Source organism: Rhizobium aethiopicum (genome assembly GCF_014197535.1).
GTDB classification, from domain to species: Bacteria; Pseudomonadota; Alphaproteobacteria; order Rhizobiales; family Rhizobiaceae; genus Rhizobium; species Rhizobium aethiopicum_A.
Genome location: NZ_JACIFV010000005.1, coordinates 178,127 through 193,071 on the forward strand (window position 1 = coordinate 178,127; position 14,945 = coordinate 193,071).

The 14,945-nt window shown below is 61.5% G+C and carries 12 protein-coding genes and 3 pseudogenes; all 15 read right to left on the minus strand.

Annotated elements, in window-relative coordinates:
- Nucleotides 1–66 precede the first annotated feature (66 nt).
- The 15 genes and pseudogenes from GGD53_RS09975 to GGD53_RS10040 all read right to left on the minus strand — a co-directional run bounded on the left by GGD53_RS09975 (nucleotide 67) and on the right by GGD53_RS10040 (nucleotide 14,944).
- Entirely contained in the window at nucleotides 67–489 is a 423-nt protein-coding gene (locus tag GGD53_RS09975; protein ID WP_184455423.1) for a c-type cytochrome, read from the minus strand.
- Entirely contained in the window at nucleotides 464–1,360 is an 897-nt protein-coding gene (locus GGD53_RS09980) for a cytochrome c oxidase assembly protein (protein WP_184455425.1), read from the minus strand. Before GGD53_RS09980 ends, GGD53_RS09975 begins: the two co-directional genes overlap by 26 nt.
- Complete coding sequence (locus GGD53_RS09985) at nucleotides 1,357–1,959, minus strand: cytochrome c oxidase subunit 3 (protein WP_184455427.1); 603 nt, start codon at nucleotides 1,957–1,959, stop codon at nucleotides 1,357–1,359. The genes GGD53_RS09980 and GGD53_RS09985 overlap by 4 nt, the downstream gene beginning before the upstream one ends.
- Nucleotides 1,956–3,866, minus strand: coding sequence for a cytochrome c oxidase subunit I (ctaD, locus tag GGD53_RS09990; RefSeq protein WP_184455429.1), 1,911 nt, complete (start codon nucleotides 3,864–3,866; stop codon nucleotides 1,956–1,958). Before ctaD ends, GGD53_RS09985 begins: the two co-directional genes overlap by 4 nt.
- On the minus strand, nucleotides 3,863–4,846 hold the full coding sequence (gene coxB, locus GGD53_RS09995) for a cytochrome c oxidase subunit II (protein ID WP_184455431.1): 984 nt from the start codon (nucleotides 4,844–4,846) through the stop codon (nucleotides 3,863–3,865). The genes ctaD and coxB overlap by 4 nt, the downstream gene beginning before the upstream one ends.
- A complete protein-coding gene (locus tag GGD53_RS10000; protein WP_184455696.1) occupies nucleotides 4,843–5,400 on the minus strand; it encodes a c-type cytochrome in 558 nt (185 codons plus the stop codon). The genes coxB and GGD53_RS10000 overlap by 4 nt, the downstream gene beginning before the upstream one ends.
- 206 nt (nucleotides 5,401–5,606) lie before the next feature.
- Nucleotides 5,607–8,009, minus strand: a complete 2,403-nt coding sequence (locus GGD53_RS10005; RefSeq protein WP_184455433.1) for an FdhF/YdeP family oxidoreductase — start codon at nucleotides 8,007–8,009, stop codon at nucleotides 5,607–5,609.
- 171 nt (nucleotides 8,010–8,180) lie between these two features.
- A complete protein-coding gene (locus GGD53_RS10010; protein WP_184455436.1) occupies nucleotides 8,181–8,432 on the minus strand; it encodes a hypothetical protein in 252 nt (83 codons plus the stop codon).
- 611 nt (nucleotides 8,433–9,043) lie between these two features.
- Entirely contained in the window at nucleotides 9,044–9,322 is a 279-nt protein-coding gene (locus tag GGD53_RS10015; RefSeq protein WP_246717731.1) for a FadR/GntR family transcriptional regulator, read from the minus strand.
- 70 nt (nucleotides 9,323–9,392) lie between these two features.
- Entirely contained in the window at nucleotides 9,393–12,416 is a 3,024-nt protein-coding gene (gene ydiJ, locus GGD53_RS10020) for a D-2-hydroxyglutarate dehydrogenase YdiJ (RefSeq protein ID WP_184455438.1), read from the minus strand.
- Between the two features lie 65 nt (nucleotides 12,417–12,481).
- Nucleotides 12,482–13,101 (minus strand): annotated as a pseudogene (locus GGD53_RS10025) (thiamine phosphate synthase).
- Nucleotides 13,098–13,209: pseudogene (locus tag GGD53_RS32365) on the minus strand (thiazole synthase); the annotation flags it as partial. The pseudogenes GGD53_RS32365 and GGD53_RS10025, both read right to left, overlap by 4 nt.
- A 43-nt stretch (nucleotides 13,210–13,252) precedes the next feature.
- A pseudogene (locus GGD53_RS10030) lies at nucleotides 13,253–13,499 on the minus strand (GSU2403 family nucleotidyltransferase fold protein); the annotation flags it as partial.
- A gap of 30 nt (nucleotides 13,500–13,529) precedes the next feature.
- Nucleotides 13,530–13,817, minus strand: coding sequence for a hypothetical protein (locus tag GGD53_RS10035; RefSeq protein ID WP_176536298.1), 288 nt, complete (start codon nucleotides 13,815–13,817; stop codon nucleotides 13,530–13,532).
- Nucleotides 13,818–13,879: 62 nt separating this feature from the next.
- Entirely contained in the window at nucleotides 13,880–14,944 is a 1,065-nt protein-coding gene (locus GGD53_RS10040) for a fatty acid desaturase (RefSeq protein ID WP_183706733.1), read from the minus strand.
- Nucleotide 14,945: the final 1 nt, after the last annotated feature.

Sequence of the window (14,945 nt, forward strand, 5' to 3'; positions counted from 1 at the left end):
TTTGGATACTGGCGCTGTGATGGACCGAGTAACTTTAAAGGCGGGTTGATCGGAAAGCCAAATTTCTTAACGAGCATAGAGATAGGCCGCGAGATCACGGGCTTCCTGTTCGGATATTCCGGTCGCCGGCATCGCCGTCTTTGGCGAATGGGCCTGCGGCGCGACGATCCAGCCGACGAGGTTGTCGGCGGAATTATTGAGGACACCGGCAATGTAGACCCGCTCGCGCAGACCGGAAAGATCGCCGCCCACCTTGCCGTCGGCACCCTCGATGCCCGGAATGGTGTGACATCCGGCGCAGCCATATCGGCGAAAAATTGCCGGCGCCCGCGCCGGATCGCCTTTTGTCATGGCGACGGCAACAGCCTGCCTTTCGGATCGCTGCCGGTAGATGTCGGTCAAGGCCAATGCCGCCGTCAGGCTCACCACGCAGGCGGCGATGACAAAGGCGGGGCGAAGGGAATTATGGGGCAGCGATACGCGTTCCATCTGCGCCTCCCTTTCCGGAATCCCTGATCCACAACGCCGTCAGCGCCAGCGCAACCGTGGCGTAGACGATGCCGGCGGGAACCCACATCACCAGCCCCGCCATCTGCTGATCTTCGAGCGGCGACAGCCCCCAAGCTCCAGACGATCGTGTCTGCACGGTGTAGAGCACGCTCGGTGAAAGGGCGATGAGAGCTCCGAGAATGCTCATATGGAGCATGGTCAGGAAGAGATGCCAGGCCGCAAGCCCTCTGTCCGTCTTCCAGATGACCGGCCACCAGAACAGGACGGCGCTCAGGAAAAAGGAAAGATGCTGCAGGCGATGGAGCGGCGTGCTTTCGATCGCCGCGTCGAAGAGGACGGGCGAATGCCATGCCCAGATCGCCGCCCCGTGCAGCAGCGTCGTTACGGTGCCGTTGCTCAGCAACGTCCAGGTCGTGCGGACCACGCGCGACGCGAGCACCTGCCCCGCCCGGCGCCTGACGATCCTGGGCAGCCCCCACAGCAGCACCGCCGCCGGGCGTGCCAGGACGATGAGCGGCGCGGCGACCGCCATAACCAGCTCATGTTCGATCATGTGGAAGGTGAAAAGCTGCTCTCCCAGCCAATGCAGGGGAGAGACAAGTGCGGCGGCAAGCACCAGCCAGCCGGCCCAATAGGCCAAAAGACGGTGCGCGAAGACGCGACGGCCTGCCGATGATCTCGACATGAAGCGAAGGCTTCCGCTTGCATAGAGGACTGCGCAGACTGCTAGCGGCGCAATTATCCAGGTATCGGCCGTCCAGGGAAGGGAACTCGCATGGGTATGGCCTTCATGTGCCAACCCCGGTGTCGCCATCAGAAAAAGAAAGGCGATTGTCGCTGCTGTTCTCATAGTCGTGGCACCCAGTAGATGCATCCGTAGAGGGGAAGCCACGCCAGCACGACAAAGTTCCAGTAGAGCGCATTGTCTTCGACATCGCCGTAGCGCCGGGTGTTGTCGCCATGCTTCGAAAACATCAGGCAGGCGAGAACGACTGTATCGACGAGGTCGGTGATGATGTGGGTCGCGTGCAGGCCGAGCATCGTCCAGACGATCGATCCGTAGGCATCGTCGTCCCAGCCTATGTGAAGGGCAGGAAATTCGTAGGCGCGAGGTATGAGGGGCGCAGCTCCAAGAAGCGCCATGATGATCAGCCCCGCGCGCACCTTGCGGAGATCCCTCTGCTTCGCCCATCGCGCAACGAGCATATTCGGCACGATGCTGGCGAGAAGCAGCAGGGTCAGAATCGTCCCGGGAAGGAGATCCGGGGCAGGCGCTTCGATCGGCCAACGCGGCGCCAGGCTCATGAGATAGAAGTAGACCACGATCGCCAAAGCGAACCCCATGCCTTCGATCAGCATGAAGGCGCTGGTGCCCCAGAAGGTCAGGCTGGCGCTGCCCAGGCCGTGCAGGGGAAGCTTCGACAGATCGGTGACCACGCGCTCCTTCATGACTCATCCTCCGGCGTTTGCTTCGGCCAGAACCATCCTGTGAGGGTGATAGCCACCGGAACGGCTCCCCAAACCACCGCCCACGGGCTGAAGATCGAGCCGATCAGCATGATGCTCGTGGCGATGGCGGCCAGAAATGGCCAGATGGAATCGGCTGGCGAGGACTCCCGCGCCTCCGGCTTGCCCGCGGCGACGCTGCTGACGATCAGTTCGCGCCGATCGAGCCGAAGTCCCGTCGCCACCGGCAAGGTCTCCCCATCGGTCCAGAGCGGTTCGGCGGTTTCGACCACGGGAATATGCCGAAAATTATAGGGGGGAGGGGGCGAGGATGTGGCCCATTCCAATGTCGATGCGTTCCAGGGGTTCGGTCCCGCAGGCGGACCGGATCTAAAGCTGCGGATGGCATCGATGAAGAAGACCAGGAAGCCGGCGGCCAGGATCACCGCGCTGAGACTGACGAAGAGGTTCAGGCCGGCCCAGGGCAGCTCGGGCTGATAGGTGTAGACTCGCCGCGGCATGCCCTGGAGCCCTAGGATGTGCATCGGAAAGAAGGTCAGGTGAAAGCCGGTGAAGATCAGGCCGAAGGCCCACCGGCCGAGCCTTTCGCTCATCATCCGCCCGGTCATCTTCGGGAACCAGTAGTAGATCGCGCCGATCAGCGGGAAGACGGAGCCGCCGATCAGGACATAGTGGAAATGGGCGACGACGAAATAGGTGTCGTGGACCTGGGTATCGAGCGGCACCGACGCCACCATCACGCCGGTCAGACCGCCGATGACGAAGGTGATGAGGAAGCCGATGATGAAAAGCAGCGGCGTCTTGAAGACTGGACGGCCATCCCACAGCGTTGCCAGCCAGCAGAAGATCTGGGTTCCGGCGGGAATGGCGATCGCCATGCTCGACGCGGTAAAAAAGCTGCTCCCCAGTCGCGGCAGTCCTGCCACGAACATGTGGTGCACCCACAGGCCGAAGGAGAGAATTCCGGTGGCGATCATCGCCAGCACCAGCGGCATGTAGCCAAAGACAGGACGCTGCGTGAAGGTGGAAATCATGGCGGAGACTATGCCGACCGCCGGCAGGAAGATGATGTAGACCTCGGGATGGCCGAAGAACCAGAACAGGTGCTGCCACAGAAGTACATCGCCACCTTCTGCGGGATTATAGAACTGAGTGCCGACCAGCCGGTCGAGAATGAGCGACGAGCTGGCGAACATGATGGCCGGCATGGCCAGGATGACCAGAAAGGCCGTGACCAGCATCGACCAGACGAAGACGGGGATCCGGTCGAGCGACATGCCGGGCGCCCGCAGCTTGAAGACGGTCACGACGATTTCGACGGCAACGGCGAGGGCGGAGACCTCGGTAAAGGTGATCATCTGTGCCCAGATGTCCGTCCGCTTTCCCGCGCCGTATTCGGGGCCGGCCAGAGGCACGTAGGAGAACCAGCCGACATCGGGAGCGGTATCGAGCGCAAGCGAGATCCATAGCAGCAGCCCGCCGGCGAGATAGATCCAGTACGAAAAGGCATTCAGCCTGGGAAAGGCGATGTTGCGGGTTCCGACCATCAGAGGAACGAGATAGACCGCCATGGCCTCCATCACCGGAACCGCAAACAGGAACATCATGTTGCTCCCGTGCACGGTGAAGATCTGGTTGTAGCGGTCGGCGCTGATGAAGCGAGCCTCCGGGAAAGCAAGCTGGAGGCGCATCGCCAGTGCAAGGATGCCGCCGAGGAGCAGGAAGATGAAGGCTGTCGCGATATAGCGTCGGCCGATGATCTTGTGATCAACCGTGGAGAGCGCTGCCAGCAATCCAGGCGGCGTCGACCATGTGCGCCTGAGGAAGGCCTCCGCTTCGGGACAGCCGGCAGCCAGGTCGGCGGGGGAAGGGGTTCTGCCGCCCCTCATCGCAAACCACTCAGATAGGCGCTCACTTGTCGCAGCTCTTCGCCGGTGAGGGGAACCAACGGCATGTTGTTGCCCGGCTTCAGTGTTTGCGGGTCGGCAATCCATGCCGCAACCGATCCCCGCGTGTTCTCCAGCAGCCCCGCGGCAATCATGCTGCGGCTGCCGACATGGGTGAGGTCAGGCCCCGAGGTGCCCGATGCCTCGGTACCGCGGATGGTGTGACAGGCAGCGCAAGGCTTGCCCATGAAGACGAGCTTTCCCGCCGCGGCATCACCATCGGCCGGTGCGGCTGCCGTCTTTCGCTGCGACTCCAGCCATCTGGCATAGTCCTCCGGCTCCTCGGCGATCACCAACAGCGCCATGTGGCTGTGCTGCAGGCCGCAGAATTCGGCACATTGGCCGCGATAGATGCCGGCTTTGCTGGCATGCAGCGTCAGCCCGTTCTCGCGGCCGGGGACCAGATCCTGCTTTCCCGTCAGGTTCGGCACCCAGAAGGAATGAATGACATCAGTCGCTTCCAGACGCAGCCGGACATCGGTTCCCACCGAAATATGCAGCTCGTTGGCGGTCTGGAATGTCCTGGCGGGATCCGCATCGAGATAGGTAAACTGCCACCACCACTGCTGCCCGCGAACGGCGATGGTCGGCGGATTGTCCCAGCCGCGGTCGACGCCATTGGTTGCGTAAAAGCTGGTGATGGCCAGGAAGCTTACGACCAGGAAGGTCGTCATGATGGCGCCGGTAACGACCCTGCCCATGGAAAGCTCGGTCTGCGGTTCGCTGGGGCGCTCGTTCTTCCCGCGTACCAGCGCCCATACCATGACGCCCATGACGAGCACGAAGACGACGCCGCAGACGGCGACGAATAGGAATAACAGGCTCTTGAGTTCCGAAGCGGCGGGTCCGTCCGCATTCAGCGCGGATTGCGTCCCTGCAGTGCAGCCGGACAGAAACAGGGTGCATGCCGGGGCGATCTTCAAGGCCAGACACCTCGATCGGAGCGGAAGCCCGCCGGCCCTTCCTCGAAAAGAGTTGCGGCCGGCGCCCGGTTCTCGGCCGGCCTCGTATGCTTGTCGTCATTGCGGCTCGGCGCGGTATAGAGGGCGGAATAGGCGCCGATTGTCCTGACATAGCCGGCGAGCTGCCAGATCTGGTCGCTCGTCATTTGGTTCGCAAAGGCAGGCATGCCGTGAGGCCGTCCGTCGCGTATAGATGCCACGACCGATACCATTTCCGAGCCATAAAACCACCAGCCGTCAAGAAACGAAGGGCCGGTCCCGCCTCGTCCATCCCCATGGCAAGTAGGGCAGCCGAACCAGGAATAAAGGCGCTTGCCCTGGCTCAGATCATAGGCGGTGCTCTCATAGGGCTTACCAAGCGCGAAATAGACGTCGGGTGGTGTGCCGCCGATCATATCTGGCATCAGCCGGAACTGATCGAGAGACGATGTGACCGGTGGATCGGCGCGGTATTGTCTTGGATGTCTTGCCCCGCCGATCGCGGCTCCGATCACGAACATAGAGAGCAGCACCATCGAGACCAACCAGATGCCGTCCTTCTTGACGGCGCTATCGGCAAGCAAAGGGAACCGATCGGGACCGGACGCCACGGGGGGACGGGCGCGACGCAAGCGTGGACGGCTTGCCCGGGCGATGGCGGCCCAGACGGCGGCCATCGCGAGAAGCGATACTGCCGCCGACCAGGGAACGTGCTTGCTTTCGCGCATCGCCGGGACCTGGGTCAGGAGCGCGACGAGAGGGCCGAGAGACTGAGCCGCACCGGCAACATCTTGTAAGAGGGGGTCTTGGCTTTGGCGTCGTGATGCGCCAGCGGAAAGAGCGGGTTCGCCTCAGGGTAATAGGCCGCACAGCACCCGGTCGGAATCGCGTGCCTGGCAATCTTGAAGCCGGTGACGCGGCGCGTTGTCGCAACGTCGATGGCAGTCGTCAGATCGACGAAATCGCCTTCTTTGAAGCCCAGTCTGCCAATATCCTCTTCGTTCATGAAGACCACCTTTCGCGTTCCCTTCACGCCGCGATAGCGATCGCCGTAACCGTAGATGGTCGTGTTGAACTGGTCGTTGGAGCGCAGCGTGGCGAGGTTGAGAACCTCAGTGGCGCCCGGACCGATGTCGAGTTCGGGAAAGAGCCGCGGCGGCGTGATGAAATTGGCCTTCTGGTTAGGCGTCGTCCATTTGCGCTCCCTGGCCGGCACCGGTCTCGGAATGCCGCCCGGCTGAAACATGCGTTTGTTGAAATCCCTGAACGTCTCGGGATAGGTCGCTTCGATCGCGTCGCGGATCTTCGAATAATCGCCGACCCATTCGTCCCACGGGACTCGGCCCTTCGCCAGCGTCGCCTTGGCGATGCCGGCGATGATGGCGGGCTCCGACAGAAGCTCCTCGCTTGCGGGCTTCGCCTTCCCGCGCGAGCCATGGAAATGCGCCACGGAACTTTCGATAGAGACGGCTTGCGGACCGCTCGCCTGTTCATCGATCTCGATGCGGCCGAGACAGGGAAGGAGATAGGCGATTTCGCCATGGATGACGTGGCTGCGATTGAGCTTCGTCGCGATCTGTACGGTCAGGCGGAGTTTGCGCCAGGCCTCTTCCATCGCTTCCGTTTCCGGGACAGCGCGCAAGAAATTGCCGCCGAGGCTGACGAAGGCCTTGGCTTCGCCCTCCATGATCGCCTTGCAGGTGTCAACGGTCGCGCGTCCTTCCCATTGTGGCGATTCGAACTGGTAGAGTTCCTTCAGCTTATCGAGCGGCACGAGGTCCGGCTTTTCCGTTATCCCGACCGTGCGCTGGCCCTGCACGTTCGAATGGCCGCGCACGGCGCAGATATTGGCGCCCGGCTTGCCGATATTGCCGCGCAACAGCGCGAGGTTGGCGACCATATGAACGTTCTGGACACCCATCACATGCTGCGTGAGACCCATGCCGTAGATCATCAGCACCGCCTCCGAATGGGCGTAGGTGCGGGCTGCCTGAATCATCTGTTCGCGGGTCAAGCCGGAAACACGTTCCAGCTCGGCCCAGTTATAGTGGCGGGCGGCTTCGGCAAACTCCTCGAAACCCGACGTATGCGTGTTGATGAAATCGTGGTCGAGAACATGCTTCTTGTCGGCGGCGGCAATGGAAGCGGCGAAGGCCACCGCCGCGGCATTATCCGGCTTATGGGGCACGGCATCGGAGCCTGAAACCTTGCTCATGCCCAGTGCCTTCATCGCATCGTCGGCTTCGATCAAGGCTTTGCAGACCCCGAAGAGGGCCGCGATGTCGCCTCCGTTCTTCACCTGGTAATATTCCGATGAAATCGGCGTCGACCGACCGGTCAGCATCTGGCTCGGCATTTGCGGGTTGATGAAACGTTCAAGCCCCGGTTCGCGCAACAGATTGAAGGTAACGATTTTCACGCCCCGGTCCACGGCATCCTGAAGGTCATGCAGCATCCGCGGGGAGGAGGTGGCGACGTTCTGCGCCATATAGAAAATGCAATCGCAGTTCTGGAAATCGGACAGGATTGCCGTGCCTACGGAGGCTCCGATGCTTTCCGGCAGACCGACCGAGGAGCTTTCGTGACACATGTTGGAAGAGTCGGGCAGGTTGTTGCTGCCAAAGATCCGGGCAAAAAGCTGATACATGTAGGAGGTCTCGAGGGAGGCGCGCCCGGAGGTGTAGAAATCGACCTCACGCGGAGGAATTGACCGCAGCGCCTCGCCGATGTCTGCGAATGCATCGTTCCAGTCTACCGGCTCGTATTTGTCGGTCGAGCGGTTCCACCGCATCGGATGGGTCAGGCGCCCTTGTTCTTCGAGATCGTGATCGCTCCACTGCTCCAACTCATGCAATGTATGGGCGGCGAAGAAGGCGCGGTCGGCGCGGCGGGAGGTGACCTCCCAGGCGGTCGCCTTTGCGCCGCTTTCGCAAAATTCCATGGCATGCGGTTTTGCAGGCTTGGCCCAGGCGCAACTGACGCACATGTAGCCGTCGGGTTTGTTGTGATGGGAAAGCAGCGACGGCCCCGATCGGGGGACGTGTTCGCGCAGCAGAATTTCTCCAAGAGATCTCGCCGCCGCCCAGCCGCCAGCCGCAGGCGTGCTCTCGCCGATCGTTGGCGGATGTTTCGATCGCGCTGACATTTGTGCCTCCCGATATTGCCGTAGCGGACCCCCGGCAGATATTTTGCGATCCAAACTCTTCGAGAAACAAACTGTTCCAGGCGAGTCGGCAAAGTGACGAGCGGGGCTGCCGACAGCCGATGACGGGAGACGATTGGCATAGGCTGGGCTTCCCAGCCGCATCGCATATGCTCAGAGCGGCGTCGGAGCGTCGGCCTCCACCTCGGCATAGAGCTGACCGCACATCGTCAGCGATCGCCGCATCGCAGCGACGCGATCTTCGGCGTCTTTGGCTGAATAGGCCCAGATGTCGGTCGCCCAGCTCTTGCCATCCATCTCGTACTGCAGGGCAAATCTATAGAGCCGTCGCTCATTTGCATCGGTGCTGACGAAAGCGCGATCGGGATCATCGTGGCGCTGGCGCGGGAAACTTACAACATTCACAACCTGCTCCTCGGGTTCACCTCATCGCCAGGGCTCGAAAGGCCGCTTTTCCTTTGGACTAACCTGATCGCCCGGATTTCGTTCCCTGCGCACCTCGTCGGAGCAGGCCCATTCGCGGTCTGGCCCGGCCATGACGACTCCGACCGTTCATGGTCTCGACCAGGCTGGAGGTCGTCATCCTTGCTCCTGGCGTTGGCATTGACCAGAACATCGAGAGGCGAGACTGTCGCATCTCTAACTGGCCCAACTGTCGCATTACTAAATAGGCGCTACAGGCGAATCTGGCGTAAGCTGAATTATGGAACTTGATTCATGGGGTCGGCTGTTCAACATGGCCGCGCGTTGTGCTCGGCCCGGTGCCGAGCATCTGACGGAATTTCTTAACGAGAAAACGTTATTTTCAGCCACTTAATCAGGCCATGCGCAGATCCTCGGCACAAGGCCTGGGATGACGTCGCCGGTTTTGCAGTGGTTTGTCAGCAGGCCCACACTGGCGTGCGGGCTCTTCCCCTGAGGCGCCGCAGCTTTGTTTCGAATAGCCGCGAAACCGACGTGGCCCTACTCCACGGTCTCGCTGTTTGCCGGTTCGTCGAGCAATGCGCGGTAGCGGTTCAAGCTTTCTTCCAGATGCGCGGCGATGGCGTTCTTCGCGGACTTGGCGTCACCCTGGGTGATCGCCGAATCCCTGATAGGCGCGTGAGGACTGCCGGTGCTTGAGCACGCGACGTCAGCGCCTCGCGCACTACCGTTCGCGACGCGCCGAACTCCTCGCAAAGCTGGGCGCTCGATGGTATTTTCTCCCCCGGCGCATATAATCCGGAGTCGATGCGCTCGGTGAGCTTGGCAACGACGATTTCTGCGAGGTTTCCCCGTTGCGTGATGATCGACAACTTATGCTCCGATTCTATGTTTCTAATTTAGCACATATCACATATCACGCCAGCTGCGGCGCCGGGGTTTTCAACTTAGCATATCCCGGATGACTTCCAGCGGATGGGGGATTGTCTTGCGATCTATTTCCTTGACCTGCGATCGGCAGGAATAACCGGTCGCCATGACGACGGTCCCGTTCTTGCCGGCGGCGATCTGTTCCGCCCAGCTCATCGCATAGAGCCTTTCGGACATCTCTCTGTTGCGGGCTTCGTGGCCGAACGTTCCCGCCATGCCGCAGCAGCCCGCATCGGCCACCTGCAGGTCGATGCCGAGGCTGCGGAAGACCGCTTTCCACTGCGCCACCGCCGAGGGCATGTTGGTGCGTTCGGTACAGTGCGGCAGAAGCCGGACCGTCGCCCCGGCCTGCCGCCGGATCGCCTCCTCCAGGTTCTTGCCGTTTGCGACCAGCCATTCCTGCGGCAGCAGCACGGATGGGGAGGATGGCCCTTTCGGCAGGGTCTTGTACTCGCTGCGATAGGCAAGGGTCATGGATGGGTCCAGCCCGACAAGCGGCACGCCGGTTTTCGCCAGACGATCCAGGGAGCGTGAGGTCGCGACGGCCGCCTTTTCGAAACGGTCGAGATAGCCGTGGACATGCAGCGCCTTTCCGTTGGTGAGCGGCGGCGCGATCAACGGCGACAGGCCGAGCTTGCGGGCGACCTCGATGGCGGCGACGACCACTTTGGGATCGAAATGCGCAGTGAAGGCGTCGGGAATGAAGATGACGGCGCGGGCGCGCGCCTCGGGAGACATCGCCATGATCTGCTCCGCGTCGGCGGTCGGAATCCCGAGGCCGGCCAGCGATGCCGGCGGCATCTTCGGCAGCGCGGTCAAGCCAACAAGCTTCATCGCCGCGCGGCCGGCAGCCGTTCCGGCAAGGAGATTGTAGAGAGGACGGATCCGCGCCATCAGCGGCAGAGTGGCCTCGATGCCGGCTACCAGCGGATCTTTCAGCGGCCTGAGGTAGCGGCCGTAATAGAGGTTCAGGAACTTCGACCGGAACGCCGGGACGCTGACCTTGACAGGACATTGGCCGGCGCAGGCCTTGCAGGCGAGGCACGTATCCATGGCCGCCCGCACTTCGTGCGAAAAATCGGACCGATTGGCCGGGTTCAGCGAGTTGAATGCCCGCCTGACGAGCCCGATCGCCTTGTTGGAATTGCGGAGCCGAACCGCTTCCTCGCGGGGATCGACACCCTGCTCGACGAGGAGCCGCAGCCATTCCCGCATCAGGGCTGCGCGTCCTTTCGGCGAGTACACCCGGTTTCGGGTCGCCTTGTAGGACGGGCACATCGGGCTGGTCTCGTCGAAATCGAAACAGGCGCCGTTTCCGTTGCAATAGGCCGCATTGTCGAAGGCTGCGCGGATCTCGTTGCCGATGATGCGGTCGACGCTTCCGCGCAAGGGAACCTCGTCGATCTTCATCAGTGCGCCATCGCCGGGTGTGGCGATCTTACCCGGATTGAGGCGGTTCTCCGGATCGAACGCCTTTTTGATCTGCTGAAGGCTAGGATAGAGATCCTCGAAGAATTCCGGCACATATTCTGACCGCACACCCTTGCCGTGCTCTCCCCAGAGAACGCCGCCATGCTTGCGGGTAAGCGCCACCACCGCGTCGGTGATTTCCCGGATGAGCGGGACATGGTCGTCCCGCGTCAGGTCGAGGGCCGGCCGCACGTGAAGCACGCCTGCATCCACATGCCCGAACATGCCGTAGGAGACGCCCGCGGCATCGAGGAGCGCGCGAAATTCGCTTATATAGGCGGCGAGATTGTCGGGAGGGACGGCGGTATCCTCGACGAAAGCCACCGGGCGCACCGGGCCTTCGACACTGCCGAGAAGGCCGACTGCGCGCTTGCGCATGGCCCATATAGCCTCGACGTCCGCTTTCTCCCGGGCGATCGTAAGGCCGATGTTGCGGACGACATCGGCGCCGGCCAGTGCCGACGTCACCGCCATGAGCTTCTGTTCCAACTCCATCGGTTCGTCGGCCAACACCTCAGCGATATTGATGCCGTTGGCCGCGCCGCGCTGATCGTCCGGAAAAAACCGGGCGATGCCGCTCCACACGATGTCGTCCTTGGCAAGGCCAAGCACCTTCTCGTCGATCGTCTCCACTGAGGCGACATTCAGCGCGGTCAGCGACCTTGCGTCTTCGAGGGCTGTGTTGAAGTCGTCATAGCGGATATTGACCAGCGCCGCATATTTCGGGATCGGCAACAGATTGAGCTCGATCTCGGCGATCATCGCCAGCGTGCCTTCCGAGCCGCACATAATCGCATTGAGATCGAAGCGTCCGTCCTCGCGGCGGATATGCGCGAGGTCATAACCCGTCATGTACCGGTTCAGGCGCGGAAAAATTTCCTCGATGCGCTCGCGCTTATCGCGCGCAATGCCGTCGACCGTCCGATGGATCTCCCCGACGCGGTCGCCGCGTGACTCGATTTCGGCGAGAGACACGTCGTCGAGAGGACGCGACCACCAATCCGTTGCGTCGGTCAGGACGATCCTTAGGCCGAGCACATGGTTGCTCGTTTTGCCGTAGAGACAGGAGCCCTGGCCGCAGGCATCGGTCGAGACCATGCCGCCGATCGTCGCCCGATTGGAGGTCGAAAGTTCCGGTGCGAAGAACAGGCCATGATCCTCAAGGACGCGATTGAGCTGGTCCTTGACGACTCCGGCTTCGACGCGGGCGACACGCCGCACCGGATCGATCTCCAGGATCCGGTTCATATGCCGTGAGCAGTCGACGACGAGGCCGTCCGTCAGCGATTGGCCATTGGTGCCGGTGCCGCCGCCGCGCGCGACGACGCGCAGACCGCGGAACGGGTCTTCGGAGAGGACCCGCATCACGGTCTTCATGTCCTCGATATCCTTGGGAAAGAGGATCCCCGCCGGCTCGATCTGGTAGATCGAATTATCAGTCGAAAGAACGGTGCGCGAGGCGGCACTGGTTTCGATATCACCCGCAAAGCCCGCCTCGAGCAGCCGCTCGAAGACGCCGGCTCCGGGAAGAAGTGACGATTCTCTAGTCTTGATACGAGGGATCATTTTTTATCGCTGTCGATCGCCAGAGCAGCATTAAAGGTTTCCGCGCTGTCGGCAAGATCAACCCTTCATACCTCTTTCGCGGGCCGCCATGGCGCGGTCGCGGCCAGCCACTGTCGCGTGCGGACCTCGGGATCCGCGTTGCGGGTGATATCGGTGACCACGGCAGCACTGTCGGCGCCTTTTTCCATACCAGCGGCGCGCGTTCGGCGGTGATCCCGCCGATGGCGACGAGCGGTATCGCGCCGACACGCTGGCGCCAGTCGGAAAGACGTTCAACGCCTTGCGGCGCCCATTTCATCTGTTTGAGGATCGTGGGCCAGACCGGTCCGAGCGCAACATAATCCGGCTCGGCCGCCAGCGCCGTCTCCAGCTCCGATATGTCGTGGGTGGAAAGGCCGAGCTTCAGGCCGGCGCGACGAATGGCATTCCTGTCGGCGGCCATAAGGTCCTCCTGCCCGAGATGAATGAAATCGCATCCTTCATCGATCGCCAGTTTCCAGTAGTCGTTGACGACCAACTGGCAAGCCGTGGCCGCGCAGGCAGCCTTCGATCGCCGGATCTGCTCGCGAAGCACGGAGTCCGGGCAATCCTTGATGCGCAGCTGGACGAGTTTGACGCCGAGCGGCACGAGACGCTCGATCCATTCGGCGCTGTCGACGATCAGATAGAAGGGGTCTAGCGTCATGAAAAGACTGCCTTGCCGATGACGGGAGTGGATGGGACGGCGACGTCGCGTGGCTCCAGCGGTATGGCCCCATGCGCCAGACCGGCCGGCATCGATGGCAAGCGCGAAGCCGCACGGCATCTTTTGCCGCCAGCATTCCTACCCGGGCTCAAATATTTTGTTGCCACGCAAGCCCGCGCTCCGATGCGTCGTTGTAGACGAGCGCCAAGTCGGCAGATCGCCTTGTCTGCTGCAGGGCTTCAAAGAGCAGCGCCGGTTGACGAACGTCCTTCTCGCGCTCGCCACCCCTGCCCGTCAGTGTGTCGGCGGCTGGCGACTATGAGCTTGTGGACCGCATGCCGGAGTGGATCAGGGACTGGGACACCGCTCTGGTGGAGCAGCATTGTCCTGACGGTTTCTGCTGTCGCGGGCGCTGCAACTGACCGGATTTATTTATGCTTCAGCAGCCACATCTTTCCGGCCATCGTGATGCCGTGCGGCGAGATGGCTGGGTCGGCGTCGGGATCGAGGGTCTTGAGAAGACCGCTGATTCTCAATTCGCCTACCGTCGCCGTTGTTGCGAACTTGATTGCAATCGGCCGCTCCTGAAAGCGATCGGCTTTGGCGAAGGTAATCGTCGCATTGAGATGCGTCCACTTCTTGCTCTCCTGAAGGTACAGGTCCCCATCCCTTGCAAGTTTCAAGCCTCTGATCTGGGGAGGCGTCAAAGTGACCATCAAAGCGGCCGTATTGGGACTTGTTTTGGCGGTCGTACTCATCTTGGATCCTAACATGCTATTCAAACGATCCGCATAAAGCGGTCAGATATCGATGGGCCGAGGCTCTCGGCCTCTCGGAAGGAGATGAGCCTGCCGCTCTGTTCATCCCACAAAGCAAGCCGGACACATTCGAGGCTTTGCCGAAGGGTGACGCGGCCGATAGCCACCAACTCGGGGTGATTGCGCAGGACTTCCGGAAGCCGGTAATACGGAATGCGGCTTGAAAGGTGGTGGATGTGGTGGATACCGATATTCCCGGTCAGCCATCGAAGCACGAGCGGAAGATCATAATGTGACGCGCCGTGAAGAGCGGCCCGCGGAAATTTCCATTCTCCCGTCTTCGACCAGTGCGTTTCCTCGAACTGATGTTGGACATAAAATAGCCAGACGCCGGCTGCCCCTGCTAGCAAAACGATCGGCAGATGCACCAGCAGGAGGGGGATAGGCCCAATCGTCCACATTAACAGGCCAACTACGATCGCGATCGCTACATTCGTGGCCATCGTGGAAACCCAAGGCAAGGCTCCCGCCCGCATCATCTCGATCGGCAGGCGTTGCTTGAAGATAAAGAGCCAGGCGGGTCCAATGCCGAACATGACGATCGGATGCCTGTAAAGTCGGTAGGCGAGTCGCCCGGTTCGAGAACGGGCGCGATATTCCTCGAGCGTCAAGGTCGTGATGTCGCCGATGCCACGTTTATCAAGATTGCCCGCAGATGCATGATGTTCCGCATGTGTTTGCCGCCAATAATCGTACGGCGTTAGGGTCAAAACGCCGAGTGCCCGTCCTGTCCACGTATCCAGCTTTCGCCGGGCGAAGAATGAACCGTGCCCGCAATCGTGCTGGATCATGAATAACCGGAGCAGGAAGGCGGCGGCTGGCAGGATCAGTATGTAGCCGGGCCAAAAGTCTTGCAGCAAAGAGGCATATGCGCCGACCCATAGCAGCGCGAAGGGGACAGCTGTCACAGACAACTCGAACGCGCTGCGCCAAAAGCTCGGTTGCCGGTATTTCGCGAGGATCTTCAGCCACGCACCGGCGGAGTCTTCAAACGGCTCGTGCAACTGGCCGGCTTGGCTTCTCATA